Here is a 25497-nt window from a genome sequence, read left to right as displayed (position 1 = left end):
TATAAAGCACCCTTAAGGTAATATTACTTAAAGGTGGTGCCACCATCTACGATCAAAGTATGGCCTGTGATCCAATTTGCCTTATCAGAGCATAAAAATAAACATGCACCAGCTAGATCTTGTGGCTGTCCAATGCGGTTTAGCGGACTAAGATTGATAGTTGCATTTTTTACCTCTTCATAATTTGTAAATGCTTTAAGCGCGTCAGTATCAATTGGTCCACCGCTAACTACATTTACACGGATATTTTTAGAACCAAGCTCGGTTGCAGCATATCTTGCCATAGCTTCAACCGCTGCTTTAGCTGTGCCATGACCAGCATAATTTTCAATATGAACTAAATTTCCTGTTGAAGAAATAGATAATATACTACCCCCGCCAACTTTTTCCATTCTTTTTGCCGCTTCTTGTGCTCCAACAACAAAAGCATTTACGGTTGCTGTGAAAATATTATTAATACCTTTTGGCTTTAATTTCATAAATTTAGTATATCCACCTACAACAGCACGACCTGAAATGATAGCATTAGAGATGAAAAAATCTATTCTATCAAAATCTTGATCGATTTTTTCAAACAACTCTTTATATGTTTCTGGTTCAAGTATATTAAATTCATAAGCCTTTGCTTTGATTTTATAATTATTTTCTAAATCTTTCACAATTTCTTGAGCTAAATCTGCATTAGAATTATAAGTAAAAGCTACATTGGCTCCCGCTTTTGCAAACTCATATACAATAGCTTTACCAATCCCTCTTGTTCCGCCGCTAATTACTAAAGTTTTATTTTGAAAAAAAGTATCCATTAAAATCCTTTTATATTATAGTTTTTCATAATCGCTTCTATTTTTGTTAAATTGCAATCACTAGGTTTGCAAAGTGGCAAACGATATTCTAAAGTAGGGGTTAAACCTGCTATATACATTGCCGCTTTAATAGGTATAGGATTGCTTTCGCAAAATAAAATTTTATTAATATTATATAACTCATCATTGATTTTTTTAGCTTCAATGTATTTTTCTTTTAAAGCTAGATGAGTTAATTTTGAAATCATATCAGGAAGTAAATTTGAAGTAACTGAAATCACACCCTTACCGCCATTTGAAAGTATAGGATAATTAATCGCATCTTCCCCGCTTAAAAGTATCATTCTAGGTTCATGCGCTAGCAAATCAACGCATTTATCAATGCTTCCACTAGCTTCTTTTACTCCGTAAATATTTTCACAATCTCTAAATAATCTTATAATAGTTTCTGTTTGAAGCTCACACCCTGTTCTTCCTGGGACATTATATAAAAGTACAGGTATATCTATACTTTTTGCTATTTCTTTATAATGAAGATATAAACCTTCTTGTGTGGGTTTGTTATAATATGGAGTAACGCTTAAAATTCCATCAGCTCCATGCTCTTGTGCAAACTTAGCCAAACTTACAGCTTCATGTGTGGCATTGCTTCCTGCTCCTGCTAAAACCTTACAAGAACTTCCTTTGCATGCATCTAGTGCTATTTCTATACAAATTCTATGCTCTTCATGGGTTAAGGTGGCACTTTCTCCGGTTGTTCCAACAGGCACCACCACATCAATTCCATTTGCGATTTGTCTTTTGATGAGTTTATGGTAAGTTTGCTCATCTAATTTTCCATTTTTAAACGGAGTTATTAAAGCTGTCATTGCTCCTATGATGATGTTATTGTCCATTTTCACCCCTTTTTAAGATTATTGTTGTAGATTTGTCTTCATTGAAGTATTTTCTAGCACAATGAATTAAATCATCTTTGCTTAGATTTTCTATATTTTTTTCATAATCAAGCAAAGGTTTTAAATCACCCTTTGCAAGATAAGATCCATAAATATTTGCAACGCTACTTGCATTGCTTAGTGAAAAAATAAAATCACTTTTTACGGTATTTTTGATTTTTTCCATGATAGCATCATCAAATTTGGCATTTTTTACATCTTCAAGAATTTTCAAAAGCTCTTTTTCAACATCTTCTGATTTTATACCTTCATTACAAACACAAATAAATATAAATAAATTCTCATCTATATTTTCACTTGCATAGGCATAAAATTCATTGATTAGTTCTAATTTATCAATTAAAATTTCACTTATTAATGAGCTTTTTCCATTTCCTAAAAGCTCACTCAATGCGCAAAGTTTTGGCATATCTTCATGATTAAATGCAGGAATTTTGTATGCAAGTGCTAGTAGTTGCGTATCGCTTTCTTTGTGCAAGATCACGCGTTTAGCACCATCTTGTTCAGGTTCTTTTTCATGAACTATAGGGATTTCTTTGGTGTTTTTTATATCTTGAAAATGTTTTTTAGCAAGATTGAAAACTTCATCTTCATTAATATCACCACTCACAAGCAAAATAGCATTTTTGGGTTGATAAAAAGTTTGATGAAAATCTTGTATATCTTCTATTTTCCAATTTTGTATATCTTTAAAAAAGCCTATTGGAGTCCAATGATATGGATGATGTAAAAAGGCATGATTGTATAATCTAAAATATAAATATCCTAAAGGATTATTATCAGTTCTCCAACGCCTTTCTTCTAAAACTACATTTCTTTCAGGCTGAAACTCATCATCTTTTAAATTTAAATTACGCATTAATTCAGCAAAAAGCCACAAAGATTTGTCTAAATTTTCACTAGAGCATTTTATAAAATAATGCGTATAGTCAAAACCAGTACTTGCATTATCCACTCCACCAAAACCCTTGACTATCTCATCAAATTCGCCTGCTTTTAAATTTTTTGTACTTTTAAAATTTAAATGTTCAAGCATGTGAGCTATGCCGCTTTTTCCCATTTTTTCATTTCTTGAGCCAACTTTATAAAAAATATCTACACTTATAACCCCGCTTTTTTTATTTACAGGTAAAGTGTAAATTTCAAGTTCATTTTCAAGGGTGATTTTTTTATAATTAATCATTTAAAATTAACTCCTATAGCTTGACTAATATGATTAAAACCATCTTGTTTTAAAAGTTCAATTAATCCTTGATTGATATTTTTAACAATGCTTGGTCCTTTGAAAATCATAGCTGTATAAATTTGAACCAAACTAGCCCCATTTTTAATGCGTTCATAAGCAAGTTCAGCACTATCTATACCACCGCTTGCTATTAAAATAGTATCTTGATAAATTTCTTTAGCTACTTCTTTAAAAAATGTCGCACTTTTTTGAGTGATTAATCTACCACTAATTCCACCAAAGGTTCTTGTATTATCAATTAAAGAATAATCTATACTAGTATTTGCCATGATAATACCATCAGCTTTTGCACTAATAGCACTTTTGCAAAGTGAAATTGCACTATCTATACTCATATCTGGAGCAATTTTTAAAATCACAGGTTTTTTTGTGATTTCTTTTGCTTGATTAAATAGGGTGCTTACAAATTCCTCACTTTGTAAATCTCTTAAATTTTTGGTATTTGGAGAGGATATATTAATCACAAACAAATCGCACAAATCTTTAAATTCTTTTAATAAAATAATATAATCATTAATAGCTTCTTCATTTGGAGTGATTTTATTTTTGCCTATATTTGCTACTAAAGGTATGCTAAAAGGATAGACTTTTTTTACTTCTTTTGCGATAGCATCTTTACCTTTATTATTAAAACCCATAGCATTTTGAATACTTTCTTGTTCAACAAGTCTAAAAAGTCTAGGTTTTTCGTTGCCATTTTGAGGTTTTGGGGTGAAAGTTCCATATTCTAAAAAACCAAAACCTAAAGCACTTAGCGGTCTTATCATAGTTGCATTTTTATCAAAGCCACCTGCTAAGCCCACAGGATTGTAAAAATTTAAATTAAAAATTTCTTGATTTAAAATTTCATCATTTATTATACAATCTTTTGCAAAAAAACTAAGTCCTCCAGGAAATATACAATCTAGCGTTCGCATGCTAAATTCAGCTAAAGCATGGGCATTTTCTGGATCTAATTTATATATTAAAGGTTTTAAACTTTCATAAGTCATATTTTTCCTTTTTTATAAAATGGCATATTTTACTAAAAAAATGATAATTCTTAGTTTTCATTTTCTTTAACTTTATCAGTTTTTTGTACTTTTTGTTTTAATTTTTGATAAATTTCACAATGTCGCATCAAATAAGCATCATTTCCTATAGAAGCTATTTTTCCTTTATCAAGCACAGCAATTTTGTCAGCATTTTCTATAGTGCTAAGCCTATGAGCGATGATGAGTATTAAGCGATCTTTTTTTAAGCTTTCTATAGTTCTTACTATGGCTTTTTCACTTTCATTATCAAGTGCTGAAGTTGCTTCATCAAAAATTAAAATTTGAGGATTTTTATATAAAGCTCTTGCTATAGCAATGCGTTGTTTTTGTCCGCCGGAGAGATTTTTTCCATGTTCTTTTAATTCAGTATGTATACCACCAAGTTCTTGGACAAAATCATAAGCATTAGCTTGTTTTAAAACCTCTATCACGCGTGTTTCGTTATATTCTTTAGCATAAGCAATATTTTGAGCTATAGTGTCATTAAATATATAAATATTTTGAGTTACCAAAGAAATATTTTCTCTTAAACTAATAATATCAAAAGAGCTAATGTCTTTTTGATTGATTAAAATCTCACCACTATCTTTTTCAAAAAAATACATCAAAAGATTGATAATAGAAGATTTTCCTCCACCACTTGATCCAACTAAGGCTAGAATTTCTCCTTTATCAAAAGAAAAATTTACATCTTTTAATACTATTTTATCTTTTTGATAGCTTAAAGAGACATTTTTAAAATGAATATTTTGGATGTTTTCTGCAAGTTTTTCATCGCCACCTTTAATTTGTGGTTCTAAATCAGTTAGATAAAAAGTTCTCTCACTAGCTGCTACTGCATTTTGCAATCTTGTATAAAGTGAAGAAAGTCTTTTAATAGGAGTATAAGCCATAAATAAAGCTGTAGTAAAGCTAAAAAAAGAACCTATGCTTAAACTTCCATCAATTACTTCTTTACCACCTATTATAATTACTATTGCAAAGCCAATTGAACCCATAGATTCCATTAAAGGGCTACTTAAAGCTTCAATTCTAATGCCTTTTAAGGAAAGTTTGCAAACTTCGCTATTAGTTTGGCTGAATTTTTGCATTTCATTTTTACCTGCATTAGAAGCTTTAATAAGTTCTATATTAGAAAAGATTTCACTTAATCTTGAAGTAAGATCAGAATTTTTTTCTTGAGTATTGCGTCCTATTTTTTTGATTTTTTTAGCAAAAATAGCAAGAGGGTAAATTGCTAAAGGTAAAATAACTAAAGCAAAAAAAGCAAGTTTTGGACTTTGATAAATTACCACACTTAAAAGTCCAATCGCGGTTAAACTTTCTCTTAAAATTTCAGGTATTATAGTAGAAACTATATTTTGTAAAGCTCCAATATCAGAAGTACATCTGCTGATTAATTCTCCACTTCTGTATTTATGAAAAAAACTCATATCTAAGCGCAAAAGATTGCCAAGAACTAATTCTCTTAATCTTCTTAAAATATCTGTCCCAACATAAGATATATAATAAACTTGCATATAAGCACCAAGATTTTTTAAAGCATAAATTAAAACAACAAGTAAAGGCATGTAATAAAGCAAATCAACATTTTTTTCTATAAAAATTTTATTTAAAATAGGCTCTATGATGTATGCACTAGCTGCTGTGCCACCACTAGTTAAAAGCATGCCAATAATAGCTAAGACAAAATAAAACCAATAATCTTTATAATAAGGCTTAAAGCGAGTAAAAACTTCTTTAAGTTTCATTTCTTTGTAATTTTTATCCATTTTTCTCCCATACTACACCATTTGGTGTATCCATTAAAAGAATATTTTCTTTAGCTAACTCATCACGAATTTGATCTGCTAAGGCATAGTTTTTTTCTTGCTTTGCCTTATTGCGTAGAGCGATTTTTTCTTCTATTTCTTGACATTTTTCTTCACTAATGCCAAATTGAAAATATTTTATAGTATCCATAAAACCTATACCAAAAATAAAAGCAAGTTCTTTTAAGTTTTTTTCTAATTGTATTTTATAAGCTTTGTCTTTTAGGTTTTGATCTAAGTAAATATTACTTTCATTGATAAACTCATCAAGTAAAGCCAAGGCTTTAGAGGCATTTAAATCATCATTTAAAACTTCTAAGATATTTTTAGTTACTTCGCTTTCTATGGTAGTTTTTTCATCTATAAAAGCATTTAAATTTAAGCGTTTTTTTAAACGGTAAAATTTATCAAGTCTTTTTTTAGCAGCTTGTAAGTCTTCTAAAGCGTAGTTAAAATGCGCTCTATAATGCACACTTAAAAGATAAAATCTCAAAACCTCTCCACTAAAAAGTTTTAAAGAATCTTTTAGAAAAAAGCTATTTCCCAAGCTTTTGCTCATTTTTTCACCATTAATTTGCACAAAGCCATTATGCAGCCAAAAATTAGCTAGCTCATGATTGTTTTTACAACGACATTGACAAGCTTCATTTTCATGGTGAGGAAAAAGTAAATCTATGCCTCCTGCATGAATATCAAGTTTATCTTTAAAAATACTTTCTATCATCACAACGCATTCTGTGTGCCAACCTGGTCTTCCTTTACCAAAACTTGCAGGATAAAATTTTTCATCAAATTTCCATAAAACAAAATCGCTATCATTTTTTTTGGCTACACTTTCTTCTAAGCGTGATTGATTATCTTCTAAATTTCTTTTAGAGATATAAAAGTATTTATCATCTTTGCTGGTATCAAAATAAATTCCATCTTCAAGTTTATAAGCTAGGTTTAATTCTAAAAGTTTTTCTATATATATAATCATTTGCTCAATATAAGCTGTAGCCTTTGGTTTAAAATCAGGTTCTAAGATATTAAGCGCTTGCATATCTTCTTCATATCTTTTAATATAAAAATTTGTAATTTCTTCTAAACTTTTACCACTTTCTTGCATTTTTTTTAAAATTTTATCATCAATATCAGTGTAATTTCTAGCAAAAATCACTTCATAATTACTTGCTAGTAAAACTCTTCTTAAAAAATCAAAACAAACACTACTTCTTGCATGTCCTAAATGTGCATCATCATATACAGTAGGCCCGCATAGATAAATGTTTGCTTTTTTTGCCTCATTTGGGATAAATTCGCATTTTTTCTTTAAAACACTATCAAAAAAAACCATTAAAATAAACCTTTAAAAAAATGATAAATTCCAATTAAAAATTGTATTAAAATATCTTTAATTTCAAATAAGCCTAGAGCAAATAAACTTAAAAATACTATACTAATAAGCCAAAATTTAACCCTAAAAATACCCCAAAGATTTTTAAAGCCAAATTCTTTAATATTAGCATATAATAAATAAAAAGCACTAATAGATGAAGCTAATGCAATGCCTAAGCTCTTATAAGCTTCTTCTTTGATAAGTAAAATAATCACTATGCTAAAAAATGCTGAAATAAAAAGTGTTTTAAAGGCTATTATAGCGGCTATTTTTTGTTTAAATTTAGCATAAAGCCATAAAGAGAAAAGTTTTTGTAAACCAAAAGGTAAAAGTCCTAAAAGATAAGCTTGTAATAAAAATGCAGTGATTTTTGTATCTTCTTGATTAAAATTTCCTCTTTGAAATAAAAACTCCACAATTTCTTTAGCTAAAATAATCCCTACTATACTAGCTAAAATCAAAAGCACACTTAAATATTCAAAAGCTTTTTGCATAAAAGCTAAGGCTTTTTGTTCTTCATTTGCTTTTAAATGTCTTAGTATTTTTGGAAAGCTTACTTGACTTAGAGCGATTGCAAAAAGAGCTAAAGGAAGCTGAAAAACTCTGTTAGAATAATACAAATACGAAATACTTCCAGACATTAAAAAACTAGCTATAGTAGTATCTAATAATGAACTAATTTGATTTGCCGAAGAGCCTAAAAGTCCATGGGTAAAAGTAGAATGAAATTTATCTAAATTGGTCTTTGTTTTTTTAAGTTTTATGCTTAAATACATACTTTTTAAAATTCTAGTGTTTTTTAAAGCAAAAATATGCCATATAAGTTGAGCTAAACCACTTAAGACAGTCGCATATGAAAAATAATACAAGGCCTCTAAAGGCTCATCTTGATTGACAAAAAAACCTGCAATCACAACAAAAAGATTAAAAAATGAAGCAGAAAAAGAAGTGATGAAAAAATTTTGCTTATAATTTAATAAAGAGCCTAAAAAAGTTACCAAAAAAATAAAAAACAAATACCAAAAATTAATAGAAACCAAAGGTGCAGCCAAGATAATTGTTTCTTTATTAAAGCCAAAAGCAAAAATCTTTGTAAAAAATTCAGCAAAAAAACTCACTAAAATACAGGTTAAAAAAACAATTATACTAAATTGCAATAAAACATTTATACAAAAAGCACCTTTTTTGCTTGCTTTTAAAAAACTTGGTAAAAAAGCTTGTCCAAAGGCCCCTTCTGCAAAAATTCTTCTAAAAAAAGCAGGCATTTTTAAAGCCACAAAGAAAATATCGCTATAAATTCCAGCTCCTAAGTACAAAGCTAAAACAATATCTCTTAAAACGCCCATAATCCTAGAAAATAAAATTCCTAAGGCATTGATGATGAAATTTTTAAAAACAATATTTTTTCTCATTAATTTTCATTCTTTAAACATTAGTTTGAGTATTATAAAATTTTTAATAGAGCTAATTTTAACTAAATTTTGATTTTATTTTTGCTAAAATCAAAATTTTATATATAATAAGGAAGCTTAAGCTATGGAAGAAAAGAAAATTTTATACACTAAAGACCCTTATAGAGAGCTTTTAATATTTGCTTCTGAAAATAAATGTGAAGTTGATGAACTTGATTTTAGGTTGTTAAGTTTTAGTACTTCTTATACTTATGATAATCAAGAATGGATAAAAGTTAATGAAAAAGAGTTGAAAATTTTTGAAGAAGATGAGAAATTTTTAAATCATGAATTAAATATAGAACAAGAATATAAAATAGAAATTTATTTTAAAAAATTTGCACGCATTTCAACTTTTGAAGTTAGTTTATATACTAATGAGCTTTGTACTTTATTAAAAGCTAGCGTTAGAGCTAGTGAAACTATTGCTTTTCATGATAAATTAGCACTAGAGCTTTTAGAGGCTATTTATAAAGCGATGATAAAAGAAAAATATTTGCTTGGGCTTAGAATTTTTGATTTTAAAAAGCAAATTATTGATTTTAATGCTAAGGTTAAAGAGAAGCAAAAATTTGATTTTGAAGTTGAATTTGAAGTATGTAAGGGAGTTAATCCACAAGAGCCTACAAATGAAGAAATTCAATATCACTATCTAGAAAATCTAAAAAAACACAACGATGTGATGAATAGAAACTATGTAGCACCTATAGGAAAAGATGAGGTGGCTATTGAGAGAATCAAGCCAAAAGAGGGTAGCGATGGCAAGGATTTAAGATTTAAAATTTTAAAAGCACTTCCACCAAAAATAAATAAAGAAAAAGTTGTTTGTTCTGATAAATTTGAAGTTAAAGAAGATGATGAGAGTATAAAATATATTGCTAAAAAAGATGGTTTTATTATACAAAGAAAATCCATTTATGAGATAGAAAATTATTTAGAATTTAGTAAAGTTGATTTTAAAAGTACAGGTTCTATTTGGGCGGGTTTTGATAAGCAAGTTATTATTGTGATTAAAAATACAAACACTCTAGAAGATGCAATAGGTCCTAGAATTACTGTTGAGGCTCAGGAATTAGAAGTTACTGGTAATATGGCTCAAGATTCTGTTTTAAGAGGTAAAAAAATAATTCTTAAAGGCAATATGCATCATAAAAGCACTATCATAGGACAAAAGGTTGAGGTTAATATCTTAAGAGGATATTGTGAGGCTGAGGAGGTTTTTGCTGAAACTTTGGAAAATGGCTCTATCAAGGCTAAAAAAGTAAATATTAAAAAGGCTATGGGTGGAGAGATTATTGCTGATGAAATTTACATACAAGAACTCGGCGGAAATTGTTTATGTAGTGCTAAAAGTTTAATCCATGTTGAAAAAATTCAAGGCAGTGGAAATAAATTTATAATTCAAGATCTTAAAGCTTTTGGAGAAGAAAAAAGCGGAGAAGAGATACTAATACATGTTGATGGATTGAAAAAAGAACAAGAAAATTTAGCTAAAGAAATAGAAGAGACTAAACACACAATCAATATAAGTAAAGACTCCATACGAATTTTACAGCAAAAAGTAAAAGAATTAATGAGTGCAAAAAGAGCTATACCGCAAGCTTATAAAGCTACTATTAAAGATTTTAATCAAAAGATTGAAAATCTAAGTATTTTTGCCAATAAAATAGAATCTTTAAAAGAAGAAGAAAAAGCAAATATGGAAAAGCTTAAGAAAATTCAAGAAAAACTTTTAAAATCTAAGATTATTAATAAAAGTGGAAAATGGATGGATTTAAATGAAATTAAATTCATTTTGTTAAATCCTAGAAAAGAATTAAGCTATTATCCTCATGATGAAGAAAAAATTCAATGTTTTGAGCTTCAAAAAATTAATACAGAAAATGAGATGGAACTTTTTGAAATTCGTGCTATTAACAATTACAAGGAAGAAACTAAATGATAGTGGCAATTGAAGGAATAGTGAGTAAAAAAGAACCTACTTTTGTAGTTTTGAAAACTTCAAGTGGGGTAAGTTATGGTGTTTTTGTTTCGCTTTTTTGCTCAAGTAATTTTGAAAAAGATCAAAAGGTTGAGTTTTTAATCACTCAAATTATCAAAGAAGACTCTCATAAATTATATGGATTTTTAGATATAAATGAGCAAAGAATGTTTGAATTATTAATCAAAATTAGTGGTATAGGAGCAACTACTGCTATGGCACTTTGCTCAAGCTTAGATACTAATACTTTTTATGCAGCTTTGCAAAGTGGCGATGAGAGTGTATTTAAAAAAGTTCCTGGTATTGGTCCAAAGAGTGCAAAAAGAATTATAGCTGAGTTAAGTGATACAAAAATCAATATAGAAAATTCTAATCAAGACCAAGCACAAGCTTTGGCAGCTTTACTTTCACTTGGTTTTAAACAAGAAAATATTTTAAAGGTTTTAAAAACTTGTGAGAGTAAAAATACTAGTGAGCTTATTAAAGAGGCTTTGAAAAAATTAGCATAATAAAAGGAAAAATATAATGATATATGGTGTAATTTTTGGTGCAAATTCTTATGAGCATGAAATTAGCATTGTAAGTGCTGTGGTATTAAAAAAAGTACTCAAAGCACAAAAAAAATTTATATTTTGTGATAAAAATAAGGAATTTTTTCTTATAGATGAAGAAAAAATGAATGCAAAAACTTTTAGCAGCGGTGCTTATAAAAAAGAAAAAGCCTTGGTGTTAAAGCAGGGTGGGTTTTTCATAAAAACTATGTTAGGTGAGAAAAAACTTGACATTGATATAGCGATAAATATCATACATGGAAAAGATGGTGAAGATGGCAAAATAGCTGCTTTGCTTGATTTTTATGGTATAAAATACATAGGTCCACGCATAGAAGCTAGTGTTTTATCTTTTAATAAGGTTTTAACTAAACTTTATGCACAAAGCGTAGGGGTGAAAACACTTGATTATAAGGTTTTAAATTTGCATAAAGAGCAAAATGTATCTTTGGACTTTCCTTGTATTTTAAAGCCTGCAAGATTAGGTAGTAGTATAGGTATAAGCATAGTTAAAGATGAAAGCGAGCTTAAGTATGCCAAAGATGTTGCTTTTGAATTTGATGAGGATATTGTGATAGAACAATTTGTAAGTAATATTAAAGAATATAACTTAGCAGGTTGTATGATAGATGAAAAAATGGAATTTTCTATTATTGAAGAGCCTAGAAAAAATGAAATTTTAGATTTTGAACAAAAATATTTAGGTTTTTCAGAAAGTTCTAAAGTAAGTGAAGCAAATATTAGTGAAGAATTAAAACAAAAATTAAGGGATAATTTTACTAGAATTTATAATCCTTTATTTAAAGGAGCTTTGATTCGCTGTGATTTTTTTGTGATAGATGATGAGGTTTATTTAAATGAGATCAATCCAAATCCAGGATCTTTAGCAAATTATTTATTTGAAGATTTTACTAATGTAATTAATAGTCTAGCTAAAAATATAGAATTTGAAAAGCAAATTAAGATTGATTATGCTTTTATTCATAGTATTAATGGACAAAAAGGTAAATTATAATCATGGCTACTTTTAGCAAAGATGAAATTTATACTGCAACTGAAGTGGTAAGAAATTTCAGCACTATGCTTGAAAAAACAAAAAAAAGTGAAAATGGTAGAGTGGTGATTGTAAAAAACAATAAATTTGAAGCTGTACTTTTGAACTTTGAAGAATATGAGCGTTTAAATGAAGCTGTGATGCTTTTAGAAAAGATTTACAAAGATAAAAAAGGCTAGAAATGGCAAAAACTAGAGTATATTCTAATGGGTATTTTTATAATTTAAGTTATGAAATCATCAATCCAAAATGCGAAAAAACAATTCTTGTTTTACATGGTTGGGGTGCTAATAAAGAGCTTATGAAACAAGCTTTTGAAAAGCCTTTGAGTGATTTTAAGCAAATTTATTTAGATTTACCTGGTTTTGGAAATTCAAGTATAGATGCATCTATGGATTCTTATGCTTATGCAAAGGTTGTAGAAGACTTTTTAACTACAATTGAGCAAAAAGTAGATTATTTAATGGGGCATTCTTTTGGCGGAAAAGTTGCGACTATTATGTGCCAAAATGCTAATTTTCAAGGTTTGATTTTGCTTTCTAGTGCAGGCGTAGTTTTACCAAAAAGTTTTAAAGTGAAGTTTAAAATAACCTTGTTTAAAATTTTAAAAAATCTCCCTTATGGGGATTTTTGGAGGAAATTTTTTATTAGTAAAGACGCTCAAGGCATGAATGAAGTGATGTATGAAACCTTTAAAAAGGTTGTTAATGAAAATTTAGAAAATGAATTTCAAAAGCTTAAAAATCCTATTTTGATTTTTTGGGGTAATGAAGATAAGGCTACACCTTTAAAAAGCGGAGCAATTATCCATTCTTTAGCACAAAAAGGGAAATTTTTTGCATTAGATGGGGATCATTTTTTCTTTTTAAAACATGCTGATTTTATAAATGAAAAAATACATGAGGAATTTTTAAAAAATGATTAGTATGATAGCTTTTTTAAGTTTGAATTTTTTACTTGGATTTTATCTGATTTTAGCCTTACAATGGTACTCTTATAAATTTTCACGCATAATTTTACACTTTTCCAAACCCTTATGGCATTTGTATTTTTTAATAATTCCTTATTTTGCTTTTGTGTTTTCTTTGTATAGTGGAAATTTTTATTTATATTTTATAGTTTTTGCTCTATCTTTACTATATGGTGGATATTTATATAAAAATTTAGATAAAAAGCTAGTTTTTACTGCTAGGATTAAGCGTTATTTTTTATTTTTGTCACTTTTTAGCTTGATTTTTATACCATTTTTTTGGATAGGTTTAGAAGCTTTAGTAGTTACATTTTTATTAAGCTTTTTTGTGGAAAAAATTAATCAGAAAAGTTTTATAAAAAAAGCAAGTAAAAAGATTTGTGATAATCCAAATTTAAAAATCATTCTAATAACTGCAAGTTTTGGAAAAACAAGTATAAAAAATTTTTTATACGAACTTTTAAAAGATGAGTTTAAGTGCTATAAGACTCCAAGAAGTGTTAATACTTTTATGGGTATAGTAAAAGATATCAATGAAAATTTGGAAAATAATACTGAAATTTATATCGTAGAAGCTGGTGCAAGAGAGCAAAATGATATTTTAGAAATTACAGAGTTTTTAAATCCTCAAATTTGCATAGTAGGTGAGATTGGTTTGGCGCATTTGGAATATTTTAAAACTCAAGATAATATCCGCAAAGCTAAGTTGCAAGCTTTAAAATCCAAGCGTTTAGAAAAATACTTTTTACACTCAAGCACCTTATATGAAAATGAATTTTATGATGAGTATTTAAGTGATGTTAGGGCAAGTTTGGAAGGATTGGATTTTAAAATAAGATTAGATGATAGTATTTATGACTTTCATGCAAATTTACTAGGTGCTTTTAATGCTTATAATATTAGCGTGTGTATTTTGCTTGCACATTATTTAGGAATTAAAATAGAAAATATTACAAAAAGCGTATCGAATTTAAAGGCAGTAGAACATCGCTTGCAAGTGATTTCTAAAGAGCCTAAATTTATCATAGATGATGGCTTTAATGGAAATTTTAAGGGTATGAGTCAAAGCTATGAGCTTTGTAAAAGCTATCAAGGAAGAAGAGTTTTAGTAACTCCTGGTATAGTTGAAGTTAATGAAGAAGAAAATATAAAATTATGTAAAATTATTAATGAATGTTTTGATTTTGTGATTATTACTTCAGAGGCTAATAGCGCGATTTTACAAAAACATATCACATTAGATTTTTATGTATTAAAAGAAAAATCTCAACTTGTGCAAACTTTATCAAGATTAACTCAAAATGGGGATTTGATTTTATTTTCCAATGATGCGCCAAGTTTTATGTAAAACCATTTAGCTTAAAAAGGCCAAATGGTCTCCATAAATTTTGTCCCCCAAGGCTTGCGTGTAGATTTGTCTATATCGCCTTCGGTTTTATAAAGAATCTTTGCATCAGCTATATATTTACTATCTATCATATTATCTTGAGAAATATCATAAGGTCTTATAACCCCACTTAGTTGAATGATTTGTTTTTCTCCATTGATTAAAAGCTCACGACTTCCTTCTATAAAATAATTTCCATTAGATAAAACCTTAATTACTCTAGCAGAAATTGTAGTTTGGAAATTTTCACTTCTAGTTTGGCTTCCTGTGCCTTGATATTGTGAAGTACTTGCTGTGGTATAGCCTATATTTGTATAGTCATTAACAAAATCTCTAACTTTGCTAAGTCCAGCACCTGTAGTTATTTGTCCACCGCCTAAATTTACATTGTTGTTTTTGCTTGTAGATTTAGAGCCTTGTGAATTTTGTGTAGCATTTTCTCTAATGACTACGGTTACCAAGTCATTTACATTCATTGCTTTTTTATCAGAAAATAAAGGGTTATCTCCTTTACCAAACAGCGATCCAGGATTGCTTTGAGTATTATGATTTTGCTTAGGAGCTAGTTCTTCTACATAAGTAGGTGGTTTCATATTAATATGTGGATCAACTGTGGCACTACAGCCAAACATTACAAAAGGTAACAAGTAAAAATTAACATTTTTAAATTTCATAGCTTTATAACCTTATATTATTATGATGAATTTTAAAATAATTATATTATAAAAAACAATTATTTTGTTAAATAAAGAGGAAAAAATGAAATCTATGTTTTTATTAAACTGCATTGATGAAAAATTTTTGCAGCAGTGTTTAGAAAAGGTACGAGGTAAAATAGCTTTTTACTTTCCTGTTTTTTGTGAAAAAAATAAAGAAAAAATTACTTCATTTTGCACAAAAAGAAATCTTAAAATAGATTTTTTTAGTAGTTTTGAAAAAAATGAGTATCAAGGTAAATTCACTCAAAATTTAAATGATTTTTTTAAAAAAATTATTGAAGATTTTGAGAAAACAAAAAAAGAAAATGATTTTACTATAGTAGTTGGAGTAGATGATTTTGGCTTGATGGGGGATTTAAGTTTAAATATAGCCTTAGCTAAAGAGCTAAACACTCCATTGTATGCAAAAAGTCAAGATGAAAATTATACTATGTTAAATTTTTTACTAAGCCAAAAGCTTAGCGACTTTGTTTTGTTAAAAGAAAATGAAGATTTTACTCAAGATTTATTACAAGAATATACTTATAAAACTCAGGCAAGATTTTCTTATGAGCTTTTTGAAAAAGCAAAAGCAGATAAAAAAATAGTAGTTTTACCTGAAAGTTTTGATGAAAGAGTATTAAAAGCTAGTGAATTTTTAATACAAAATGAAATTGTTGATTTGATTTTGCTAGGTGATAGCAATGAAATTTGTGCGAAAGCTAATAGTTTAAATATCAATATCGATGGTGTGCGTATTATAAATCCTAAAAATTCTCAATATAATGAAGAATTTGAAGAACTTTTATATGAAGCTAGAAAAAGTAAAGGTATGAGTAAAGAAGAAGCTAAAAAACTCGTGCAAGATAAAACTTATTTTGCGACTTTACTTGTACATACTCAAAAAGCCCATGCTATGGTAAGTGGTGCAAGTACAACTACTGCTGAAACTATTCGTCCTGCTTTGCAAATTATCAAAACAAAACCTGATGTGAGTTTGGTTTCTGGTATGTTTTTTATGTCTTTAGAAGATAAGGTTTTGGTTTTTGCTGATTGCGCTGTTATGCCAAATCCAACCCCTGAACAACTTGCTGAAATTGCTTATGTGAGTGCAAATAGTGCTAAGGCTTTTGGACTTGAACCTAAAGTGGCTTTACTTTCATATTCTAGTGGAGATAGTGGGAGTGGAGCTAGCGTGGATGCGATTAAAGAAGCTACTAAAATAGCTAAAGAAAAATATCCTCAACTTGAGCTAGAAGGTCCTATACAATTTGATGCAGCATATGATATGCTAACAGCAAAAAGTAAAATGCCAAATTCTAAAGTAGCAGGAAAGGCAAATGTATATGTGTTTCCTGATTTAAATGCGGCAAATATTTGCTATAAAGCAGTACAAAGAACAGCAAATTCTTTAGCTATTGGCCCGATTTTACAAGGTCTTAAAAAGCCAATTAATGATTTAAGTAGAGGTTGCTTGGTGGAAGATATTGTTAATACTGTGATTTTAAGTGCTATTCAAGCACAAGAATAAGGAGAAAAATGAAAATATTAGTTTTAAATTCAGGCTCATCTTCAATTAAATTTAAGCTTTTTGAAAAAGATGAAGCCCTAGCATCTGGTTTAGTGGAAAAAATAGGCGAGCAAAGCTCTAAAATAGAACTAAAAGATCTAAAAAGTGGTCAAAAATACCAAAAAGAATTAGCAATTAAAGATCATGAACAAGGTATTGAATTAGTAAATGAATTATTTGCTCAAAGTGGAATTTTACATGATTTAAATGAGCTTGATGGGTGTGGACATAGGATAGTTCATGGAGGTCCAAATTTAACTAAACATTGTTTAGTAGATGATGAAATTTTAAAAGAAATTGATAGGGTTTCTCATATAGCACCTTTACATAATCCTGCACATTTAATAGGTATTAAAACTATGATAAAAGCAGCTCCAAAAGTTCCCAATGTGACAGTTTTTGACACAGCTTTTCATCAAAGCATGCCTGATTATGCTTATATGTATGCTTTGCCTTATGAGTTTTATGAAAAACACCAAGTTAGAAAATACGGCTTTCACGGTACTTCACATTCTTATGTAAGTAAACAAGCTGCACATATACTTGGTAAAAATATTAATGAATTTAATGCAATTAGCGCTCACCTTGGAAATGGTGCGAGTGTTTGTGCTATAGAAAATGGAAAATGCGTAGATACTTCTATGGGTTTTACTCCACTAGAAGGTTTGATTATGGGAACTAGATGTGGTGATATTGATCCTGCTGTATTGCCATTTTTAGCAAAAGAATTAAATTTAAATCCATCTGATTTAGATACTATAATGAATAAAAAAAGTGGTGTTTATGGAATTTGTGGGTTTAATGATTTTAGAGATATTGAAGCGCAAATTGAAGAAAATAACGAAAAAGCAAGACTTGCTCTTGATATGTTTTGTTATCGTTTGAGTAAATATATTGGCTCATATTTTGCGATTTTACCTAGAGTCGATGCGTTGATTTTTACAGCTGGTATTGGAGAAAATGATAATATTGTTAGAGCAAAAGTTTGTCAAAGACTAGCGCATTTGGGATTTGATATAGATTTAGATAAAAATGCACAACTTAGAAATGGTGAGATTAGTAAAAAAGACTCTAAAATTAAAATTTTAATTGTTCCAACAGAAGAAGAATTAGAAATAGCTAAAATTACCACAGAACTTATTAAAAAATAAATAACCTTGAGTTTTAAACTCAAGGTTTGTTTTAAAATGCAGGAACTACGGCACCTTGGTATTTTTCATTGATAAAATCTTTTACTTTTTGACTTTGCAAAGCCTTTATTAAAGCTTTGATTTTAGGATTATCTTTATTATCTTGAGTAGTTACTAAGATGTTTGCATAAGGACTTTCTTTGCTTTCTATTAAAATAGAATCTTTTACAGGATTTAAATTTGCCGATAAAGCATAGTTTGAATTAATCACTGCAAAATCAACATCATCTAAAGCTCTTGGAAGTTGTGCTGCTTTTAACTCTTTAAATTTGATATTTTTTGGATTATCTTTAATATCAAGTGGAGTTTTTAATGCGATATTTTTAAAACTAACTAGTTTAGTACTAGCGATAATATCTAAAGCTCTGCTTTCATTTGTCGGATCATTTGGTACAGCTATAGTAGCATTTTGTGGAAGATCTTGGATATTTTTATATTTTTTAGAATAAACAGCCATTGGTTCGATGTGAACTTTTGCAACGCTAATTAATTTTGTGCCTTTATTGGCATTAAACTCATCCAAATAAGGTTGGTGTTGGAAGAAATTCGCATCAAGTTCTTTACTATCTGTACTAAGATTTGGTAAAACATAGTCATTAAATTCTTTAATTTCTAATGTGTAACCTTCTTTTTTTAATAAATCTTTAGTTTGTTCTAAAATTTCAGCATGAGGAACAGGTGTTGCACCTACAGTGATAACTTCATTAGCAAATAAACTTGCACCTAAAATTGTGCTTACAGCGAGCAATTTTAACAATTTCATATTAACTCCTTTTTTATAGTTTTTTAAAATGTTTGATTATATTGTAAAAATATTAATAAGATGAGAAAAGTTTTATTTTTGTTTGTTTTTATATTCTTTAGAAAAGCATTTAAGTTCTTTTATAAATTTTATATAACCACCTTTATACCAACTTTTTTGAGCATTAATAAGGGCTTTTCCAATTTTATAAGAATAAGTATTTTGATTTTTAATACCTTCGCTTTTGTAATCATCATAGCTTGATAAAGGTGGAAGTTTAAGGTAAGGTCTTGTTTTCAAATCTTTTTGGTATTGTTTAGCTAGTTTTGTGTGTTTGTAATAAATCTTTAGTAGAGTAAAAGGTAAAAAAAGGAATTTTTTTCTTATTCTTAGCACACTCTATAAAGGCATAACCTAGTTTGTATGATAAATGATATCTTACTCTTGCTTTTGCTTGAGTATTAGTAGCTTTTATTCCATCTAAATATCTACTTCCTCCAAATTTTAACCATTTTTCATAGTATTCTTGCCATTTAGGCCATGTTTGATTGCATAAAATATTATTCCAAAAACGATTATTGCTACCTTCTGCATGTGTTATAGAAGCATTTTGTGATAAGTTAGTTTTATAATCAATATTTCCATTATAAGTATCTTTTAAATCTTTTATTTTAAATTTGTATTCTAGTGCTAGTAGTGTAAACAATCCTTGATCGTTTAAATTATGAATGTTTTCGTTTAAATGTTTATATATAAATTGATAGCATTTTAAAGGATTTGGTATAAGATCGGTAAAGACTAAAATTCCAGTTAAATATGTACGTTTTTGATGATACTCTTTTTTTGTAGGTAAGCTTTCAAGAAGTAAAGTTTTACCTAATCTTACACCAAAATGATATTTTCTAGCTCTTAATTTACTAAGTTCATCTATACTTTTTAAAAGTAAAACATCAAAATCAAGATAGATAATACTTTCGCATTCATCTAAAAACTTAAAAGCTTCAAATCTTGCAAAAGTCATATGCGTCCATCTTTTTAAGAAAAATAAATTATTAATATCGTTTTGATTTTTATCAAGAGTGGTTAAAAAATCTTCTTGGGTAAAAAGAATAAATTTAATTGTTTTGTTTTTAACAATTTTTTGCATGATATTTTGATCGTTCAAGCTAAAACCATCATGTAAAATGTAAAACACATCTACCTTTTCACCCATAACATCCATGATATTAATGAGCAAGGTTCCTATGGTAAAGCTTGAATTTTTAGTCGCAGCTAGTAAAATACCAAGTTTATGCTTCATTGTTTATCTTTTGGTGATTTTATAAAGAATATTTCCTATAAATTGTATGATTTGCACTAGTATAATTAAAATCACAACAGTTTGAATCATAATATCAGTTCTAAAGCGCTCATAACCATAGCGAATAGCCACATCACCCAAACCACCACCACCAACAGTTCCTGCCATAGCAGAAAAACCAATAACAATAATCAAAATTAAAGTAATACCATTAATAATACTTGGTAAAGCCTCGCTAAACATAACTTTAAAGATAATTTGTGCTTTACTAGCTCCATAAGATCTTGCTGCTTCAATGATAGCAGGATCAATTTCTTTAAAAGCACTTTCTATCATTTTGGCTAAATAAGGCGCAATTCCTATGGTAAGTGGTACTATGGTAGCAGTTGTTCCTATGCTAATACCAATGAGATATTTTGTAAAAGGACTTAAAACTACAATAAGTACTAAAAATGGAAAAGATCTTAAAATATTGATAATAAAATCAAGCACGCTATAAATGCTTTTATTTTCACATAAGCCACCTTTATCAGTAACAGTAAGTACAATTGCAGGGATAAGCGCGATTAAAAAGGCTAAAAAAGTGGCTGTAAAACTCATATAAAGAGTTTCTAGTAATGCCGGATAAAGTATATTTTCAAAATTTCTTAAAATTGTTTCTAAGTTCATTACACAAGCTCCCAAATAACGCCATTTTCTTGTAAATAATTTAAAACTCTTTCTTGATCTTTGGCTTCTATATTGATTACCAAATTTCCTAAAGCATTGTTGTTTAGTTTTTCTATCTTACCCCAAACTATATTAAAATCAATATTTAAACTTCTAGCCATATGAGTGATAATGCTTTGGTTTGCTTTTTCTTTGCAAAAATATAAACGCACATTAACTCCATTTTGTGGTAAAAAATCACTCTCACCTAAGAATTCACGCATTTTTTCACTTGGTTTTAAGAATAAATCTTCGATTTTCCCTTGACCTATAATTTGTCCATGCTCTAGCAATACAGCCTTTTGTGCTATTTGTTTTACTGCTTCCATTTCATGAGTTACTAATACTACACTGATGTTAAATTCTTGATTGATTGTGGCAATAAGTTCTAAAATATTATTTGTAGTATTTGGATCAAGCGCAGAAGTAGCTTCATCACTTAGTAAAATTTTAGGATTTAAAGCAAGGGCTCTGGCTATGGCTACTCTTTGTTTTTGCCCACCACTTAGTTCATTTGGATATGCCTTGCTTTTGGCTAAAAGTCCCACAAGATCTAAAAGCTCATTAACTCTTTTTTGAATTGTACTTTTGTCAAAATTATGAATTTCTAAAGGCATAGCTACATTTTCAAATACATTTTTTCTACTCATAAGTGCAAAATGCTGAAAAATCATTCCTATATCTTTTCTAAATACTCTTAACTCTTTTTCTTTTAAAGTAGCTATTTCTTTACCAAAAACTTCCACACTACCGCTTTGATAATTTTCCAAACCATTAATACATCTTAGCAAAGTTGATTTTCCTGCCCCGCTATGTCCAACAAGAGCATAAATTTCTCCTTCTTTAACTTCTAAAGAAACATCGTTTATAACTAATTCTTTGCCATAATGTTTTTTAAGATTTTGTATTTTTATCACTTATTAGCCTTCTAAATTAGAAATTTCATCATTGATTTTTTCAAGTTGAGCTTTAATATTTTCAAGTTGAGTTTTATTTTGCTCAACAACCGCAGCAGGTGCATTAGAGATAAATTTTTCATTTTTCATCATAGCATCTAGCTTGTTAAATTCTTTTTCAAGTTTTGTTTTTTGACTATTAAGTCTATTTAAAACACCGCTTAAATCAAGATCTTGAGTTGGTATAAATACTTCTAAATTCTCGCTTACATCTCTAATGGATTTTTCCAAATTTGTATTGATAAACTCGATGTTTTCACATTTTGCAAGTGTTGAGATGAAATTAGTGTAATTTTTTAACTCAGCCATTAAACTCTCATCGTTTAATTTTATACAAGCTTTTTGAATTTTTGCATTTGCAAGTTCTACTAGGGTTTTTGCACGACGTAAGCTTACTATACTTTCTATAATGATATTAAATAATTTTTCGATTTTTTCATCTCTAGAATTAAATTTAGGATATTTTGAAATCATTATAGATTCATGAGTTTGGATAGAAGTTTTACTTAACTCATGGTATAAATACTCACTAATAAATGGCATAAAAGGATTTAAAAGCTTTAATGCTTCTTTAAAAATGCTTCCAAGTTCTTTTATACTTGATTTTTCAGCCTTACTAAGCTCGATCCCCCAATCACAAAATTCATCCCAGAAAAATCTATACAAAGTATTTGCCGCATCATTAAAGCGGTAATTATCTAAATTTTCTCTTGTTTCTTTTACGCATACTTCAAAACGAGATAGCATGTATTTTGCCAAGTTAGTTTGAATTTTGCTTTTATCTAAATCTTCAAATTTTTCTTCATTTAAGAGTAAAAATTTACTTGCATTATAAAGCTTGTTGGTAAAATTTCTAACTTGTATGAGTTTGTCATTGCTTAACTTTATATCTCTACCTTGGATAGCTAAAAGAGCAAGAGTAAAACGCAAGATATCAGCACTATATTCATCCACGCTTTGCACAGGATCAATGACATTACCTAAAGACTTACTCATTTTTCTACCTTGTTCATCTTTAACCAAAGCATGCAAATATATATCTTTAAAAGGAAGTTCACCTAAGGCATTAGTGCTTTGAAACATCATTCTAGCAACCCAGAAAAACAAAATATCAAAACCAGTGATTAATAAAGAATTTGGATAAAAGTCTTTTAAATCATCTTCATGCCAAAGTGTATTTTTACCCCAGTCTTTATTACCCCAACCTAAAGTACTCATAGCCCAAAGACCTGAAGAAAACCAAGTATCTAAAACATCAGGATCTTGTTTGAAATTAGTGCTTTGGCATTTTGGGCATTGGCTTGGAGTTTCTTCACTTGCCCATTCATGAGAGCATTCACAGTAATACACAGGAATTTGATGACCCCACCAAAGTTGTCTTGAAATACACCAATCTTTTAAATCCCTCATCCAAGCATTAAAACTATTAATCCAATGTGCAGGGTAGAATTTACTTCCACCAAAATTAACTTTTTCTATACTTTCTTTTGCGATTTCATTTTTTACAAACCATTGTTTAGAAATATATGGCTCAACCACATTTTTACAACGATAGCAATATCCTACTTGATTAGTATAATCTTCTATTTTTTCAACAAAACCTTTTTCTTGTAATTCTTTTATAATAATATCTCTTGCTTCTAATCTTTCTAAGCCTTTAAAATGCAAGCAATATTCATTTAAGATACCTTTTTCATCAAAGATGGTAATAAATTCAAGTTTATGTCTTAAGCCTACTTCATAGTCATTATGATCATGTGCTGGGGTTACTTTCACAAAGCCTGTACCAAATTCCATATCTACATGCTCATCAGCAATAATAGGAATTTTTCTATCTATTAAAGGTAAAATGACATTTTTGCCTATTAAATGCTTAAATCTTTCATCGTTTGGATTAACCATCACAGCGCTATCACCAAAATAAGTTTCTGGTCTTGTGGTGGCTACTACGATATATTCTTGAGAATTTTCTAAGAAATATTTTAAGTAATATAATTTTCCTTTATTTTCTTTGTGTTCTACTTCTATATCGCTTAATGCTCCATCATGAGTGCACCAATTTACCATGTAATTTCCACGCAAAATAAGCTTTTTATCATAAAGATCTACAAAAGCTTTTTTTACTGCATTTACTAAACCTTCATCCATAGTAAAACGCAAACGACTCCAAGCAGGAGTGATACCCAAAATTCGCATTTGCTTAACTATGGTACCACCGCTTTGCTCTTTCCATTCCCATACCTTTTTTACAAATTCTTCTCTACCGAGTTCTTCTTTTTTAATGCCTTGAGCTAAAAGTTGTTTTTCTACAACATTTTGTGTTGCAATCCCTGCATGATCAAGTCCTGGCTGATAAAGAGTTTTGTAACCATCCATTCTTTTATAACGCGTTGTGATATCTTGTAGAGTACAAGTTAGAGCATGACCTATATGCAAAACACCTGTTACATTAGGTGGTGGCATCATAATACAAAAGTTTTTACCTTTTTCTTGAATTTTTTCATTACCATTGATTTCAAAATATCCGCGTTCTTCGCAAATTTTATAATATTCTTTTTCTAGTGATTTATCATACATAATTGCTACCTTGAGAATGAAAATAAATTGTTATGTTAGCTTAAAATTGTTAAAGAAGTTTTGAAATTTAGAAATTAGTTATAAAAACTAATTTCTACTTTACGATTATTTTTTCTTTGAGAATCAGACTTATCTTTAGTAGGATAGGTGTCTTTTCCCAAAGATTCTATTTTTATAACCTCAGTAAAACTAAAGAAATGTTTAGCCACATTCATTGCTCTATTTAATCCTATCATATAGTTTGCAAAAGTGCTACCTCTATCGTCTGCATAACCTTGAATTTTAACTCTTTTGAGTATATCTTCTCTTGCTAGATTTTGATTGATTTTTTCAAGTAGATTTTCATTGCTGTATTCACTATATCCATTTCTTTCAAATAAAAATTTTAAATCAGAAATTTTAACATCTACATAATTGTATTTTTTCTTATTTTTAGCAAAAACAATATCTTTATTATATATGCTTAGTTTCATATTATCATTTGAAAGCATATCGATAAAAATAGTTAAATTGTAATCTTGAGAATTAATTTTAACAGGATTAATCATTTCTTTTAACATATCAACCCTATAATCACTTAAACTTTTTCCATCCAATACATAAACTTTAACAAAATCATTACTTAATCTTGGTTCATATCTGCTAGTTTTACCTTTTGCAATGTATTCTTGCATAGTATTTTTATATTTTGTTGTTTTTTCTTTTTTTACACTTGTTTGTTTGTTGTTTTCAACGAGAACTTTTTGTTCTTCTTGGGCTACTTTAGGAGTAATAGTTTCATTTTTAGAAACTTCAGCTATATTTGTTTGGGTTGTTGGCGCGACTTCTTGAGTGCTTGTATTTTCATCTATGGTAGGATTATTTTGTACCGGAGTCTCTTCTTTTAAAGACTCCGGATTTATTTGTTGTGATGGATAATAAGTATTATCACTTATATTATTTCTTTCTTGATTGTATTGAGTACTTGGCGGAGTGTAGCTTTGATAAGAACTACTTTTTTTATAATCATATACATAAGTATTTGAATCATCTTCAAAATACCACATATAAAAACCAATACTAGCGCCTATTAGCACCACAAAAGCTATGCTAAAAGCAATAATACTTTTCATTTTTTATCCTTTGTGAAGTCCT

22 protein-coding genes and 1 pseudogene are annotated in these 25497 nt (G+C 28.8%); 8 read left to right on the top strand and 15 right to left on the bottom strand.

What is annotated here, in order from left to right; genetic code table 11:
• Positions 1 to 23 precede the first annotated feature (23 nt).
• The 7 genes from L8Y18_RS01495 to murJ are packed head-to-tail and all read right to left on the bottom strand — an operon-like array spanning position 24 to position 8640.
• Positions 24 to 803, bottom strand: coding sequence for an enoyl-ACP reductase (locus tag L8Y18_RS01495; protein ID WP_087689753.1), 780 nt, complete (start codon positions 801 to 803; stop codon positions 24 to 26).
• Positions 803 to 1699 (bottom strand): 4-hydroxy-tetrahydrodipicolinate synthase, encoded by an 897-nt coding sequence (dapA, locus tag L8Y18_RS01490; RefSeq protein WP_133319239.1) that lies wholly within the window; start codon positions 1697 to 1699, stop codon positions 803 to 805. The genes L8Y18_RS01495 and dapA overlap by 1 nt, the downstream gene beginning before the upstream one ends.
• Positions 1689 to 2942 (bottom strand): M16 family metallopeptidase, encoded by a 1254-nt coding sequence (locus L8Y18_RS01485; protein ID WP_263664879.1) that lies wholly within the window; start codon positions 2940 to 2942, stop codon positions 1689 to 1691. The genes dapA and L8Y18_RS01485 overlap by 11 nt, the downstream gene beginning before the upstream one ends.
• Positions 2939 to 3997, bottom strand: coding sequence for a quinone-dependent dihydroorotate dehydrogenase (locus tag L8Y18_RS01480; RefSeq protein WP_220566636.1), 1059 nt, complete (start codon positions 3995 to 3997; stop codon positions 2939 to 2941). The genes L8Y18_RS01485 and L8Y18_RS01480 overlap by 4 nt, the downstream gene beginning before the upstream one ends.
• A 50-nt stretch (positions 3998 to 4047) precedes the next feature.
• On the bottom strand, positions 4048 to 5811 hold the full coding sequence (locus L8Y18_RS01475; protein WP_263676126.1) for an ABC transporter ATP-binding protein: 1764 nt from the start codon (positions 5809 to 5811) through the stop codon (positions 4048 to 4050).
• Positions 5804 to 7186 (bottom strand): cysteine--tRNA ligase, encoded by a 1383-nt coding sequence (cysS, locus tag L8Y18_RS01470; protein ID WP_263676125.1) that lies wholly within the window; start codon positions 7184 to 7186, stop codon positions 5804 to 5806. The genes L8Y18_RS01475 and cysS overlap by 8 nt, the downstream gene beginning before the upstream one ends.
• The gene (gene murJ / locus L8Y18_RS01465) at positions 7186 to 8640 is read right to left on the bottom strand and encodes a murein biosynthesis integral membrane protein MurJ (RefSeq protein ID WP_263676124.1); all 1455 of its coding nucleotides are present in this window, start codon (positions 8638 to 8640) and stop codon (positions 7186 to 7188) included. Before murJ ends, cysS begins: the two co-directional genes overlap by 1 nt.
• Before the next feature lie 124 nt (positions 8641 to 8764).
• Between murJ and L8Y18_RS01460 the strand changes: the two genes are divergently transcribed.
• From L8Y18_RS01460 to L8Y18_RS01435, 6 genes are read left to right on the top strand one after another with little or no spacing between them, the layout of a single operon-like run.
• Positions 8765 to 10621, top strand: coding sequence for a FapA family protein (locus L8Y18_RS01460; RefSeq protein WP_263676123.1), 1857 nt, complete (start codon positions 8765 to 8767; stop codon positions 10619 to 10621).
• Positions 10618 to 11169 (top strand): Holliday junction branch migration protein RuvA, encoded by a 552-nt coding sequence (ruvA, locus tag L8Y18_RS01455; RefSeq protein ID WP_263676122.1) that lies wholly within the window; start codon positions 10618 to 10620, stop codon positions 11167 to 11169. The genes L8Y18_RS01460 and ruvA overlap by 4 nt, the downstream gene beginning before the upstream one ends.
• 16 nt (positions 11170 to 11185) lie before the next feature.
• On the top strand, positions 11186 to 12226 hold the full coding sequence (locus L8Y18_RS01450; RefSeq protein WP_263661296.1) for a D-alanine--D-alanine ligase: 1041 nt from the start codon (positions 11186 to 11188) through the stop codon (positions 12224 to 12226).
• A gap of 2 nt (positions 12227 to 12228) precedes the next feature.
• Positions 12229 to 12444 (top strand): type II toxin-antitoxin system Phd/YefM family antitoxin, encoded by a 216-nt coding sequence (locus L8Y18_RS01445; protein ID WP_087699049.1) that lies wholly within the window; start codon positions 12229 to 12231, stop codon positions 12442 to 12444.
• Between the two features lie 2 nt (positions 12445 to 12446).
• Positions 12447 to 13190, top strand: coding sequence for an alpha/beta fold hydrolase (locus L8Y18_RS01440; RefSeq protein WP_263676121.1), 744 nt, complete (start codon positions 12447 to 12449; stop codon positions 13188 to 13190).
• The gene (locus L8Y18_RS01435; protein ID WP_263660270.1) at positions 13183 to 14583 is read left to right on the top strand and encodes a Mur ligase family protein; all 1401 of its coding nucleotides are present in this window, start codon (positions 13183 to 13185) and stop codon (positions 14581 to 14583) included. The genes L8Y18_RS01440 and L8Y18_RS01435 overlap by 8 nt, the downstream gene beginning before the upstream one ends.
• Positions 14584 to 14594: 11 nt before the next feature.
• Here the strand turns inward: L8Y18_RS01435 and flgH are convergent, their stop codons facing one another.
• A complete protein-coding gene (gene flgH, locus L8Y18_RS01430; RefSeq protein WP_133319229.1) occupies positions 14595 to 15296 on the bottom strand; it encodes a flagellar basal body L-ring protein FlgH in 702 nt (233 codons plus the stop codon).
• Positions 15297 to 15381: 85 nt separating this feature from the next.
• Between flgH and pta the strand changes: the two genes are divergently transcribed.
• Positions 15382 to 16851, top strand: coding sequence for a phosphate acetyltransferase (gene pta, locus L8Y18_RS01425; RefSeq protein WP_318529911.1), 1470 nt, complete (start codon positions 15382 to 15384; stop codon positions 16849 to 16851).
• 8 nt (positions 16852 to 16859) lie between these two features.
• Complete coding sequence (locus L8Y18_RS01420) at positions 16860 to 18041, top strand: acetate kinase (protein ID WP_263670325.1); 1182 nt, start codon at positions 16860 to 16862, stop codon at positions 18039 to 18041.
• Between the two features lie 31 nt (positions 18042 to 18072).
• Here the strand turns inward: L8Y18_RS01420 and L8Y18_RS01415 are convergent, their stop codons facing one another.
• The 7 genes and pseudogenes from L8Y18_RS01415 to L8Y18_RS01385 form a co-directional block, all read right to left on the bottom strand.
• Positions 18073 to 18843 (bottom strand): MetQ/NlpA family ABC transporter substrate-binding protein, encoded by a 771-nt coding sequence (locus tag L8Y18_RS01415; RefSeq protein ID WP_133319226.1) that lies wholly within the window; start codon positions 18841 to 18843, stop codon positions 18073 to 18075.
• Positions 18844 to 18915: 72 nt separating this feature from the next.
• Positions 18916 to 19122 carry a hypothetical protein gene (locus tag L8Y18_RS01410; RefSeq protein ID WP_263664871.1) on the bottom strand — a complete coding sequence of 69 codons (207 nt, stop codon included), beginning with the start codon at positions 19120 to 19122 and terminating at the stop codon, positions 18916 to 18918.
• Positions 19123 to 19138: 16 nt separating this feature from the next.
• A complete protein-coding gene (locus L8Y18_RS01405; RefSeq protein WP_263676120.1) occupies positions 19139 to 20122 on the bottom strand; it encodes a glycosyltransferase in 984 nt (327 codons plus the stop codon).
• A gap of 9 nt (positions 20123 to 20131) precedes the next feature.
• A pseudogene (locus L8Y18_RS01400) lies at positions 20132 to 20788 on the bottom strand (methionine ABC transporter permease); the annotation flags it as partial.
• 2 nt (positions 20789 to 20790) lie between these two features.
• Positions 20791 to 21747 (bottom strand): methionine ABC transporter ATP-binding protein, encoded by a 957-nt coding sequence (locus L8Y18_RS01395; protein ID WP_263664869.1) that lies wholly within the window; start codon positions 21745 to 21747, stop codon positions 20791 to 20793.
• 3 nt (positions 21748 to 21750) lie between these two features.
• Positions 21751 to 24363, bottom strand: a complete 2613-nt coding sequence (locus L8Y18_RS01390) for a valine--tRNA ligase (RefSeq protein ID WP_263676118.1) — start codon at positions 24361 to 24363, stop codon at positions 21751 to 21753.
• A gap of 74 nt (positions 24364 to 24437) precedes the next feature.
• Positions 24438 to 25475: a hypothetical protein gene (locus L8Y18_RS01385; protein ID WP_263664867.1), complete on the bottom strand. Its 1038-nt coding sequence runs from the start codon at positions 25473 to 25475 to the stop codon at positions 24438 to 24440.
• Positions 25476 to 25497 lie beyond the last annotated feature (22 nt).

It is taken from the genome of Campylobacter sp. CNRCH_2007_0968H (genome assembly GCF_025773245.1).
Lineage (GTDB): Bacteria > Campylobacterota > Campylobacteria > Campylobacterales > Campylobacteraceae > Campylobacter_D > Campylobacter_D lari_D.
This window is presented reverse-complemented; position numbering and strand designations above follow the sequence as displayed.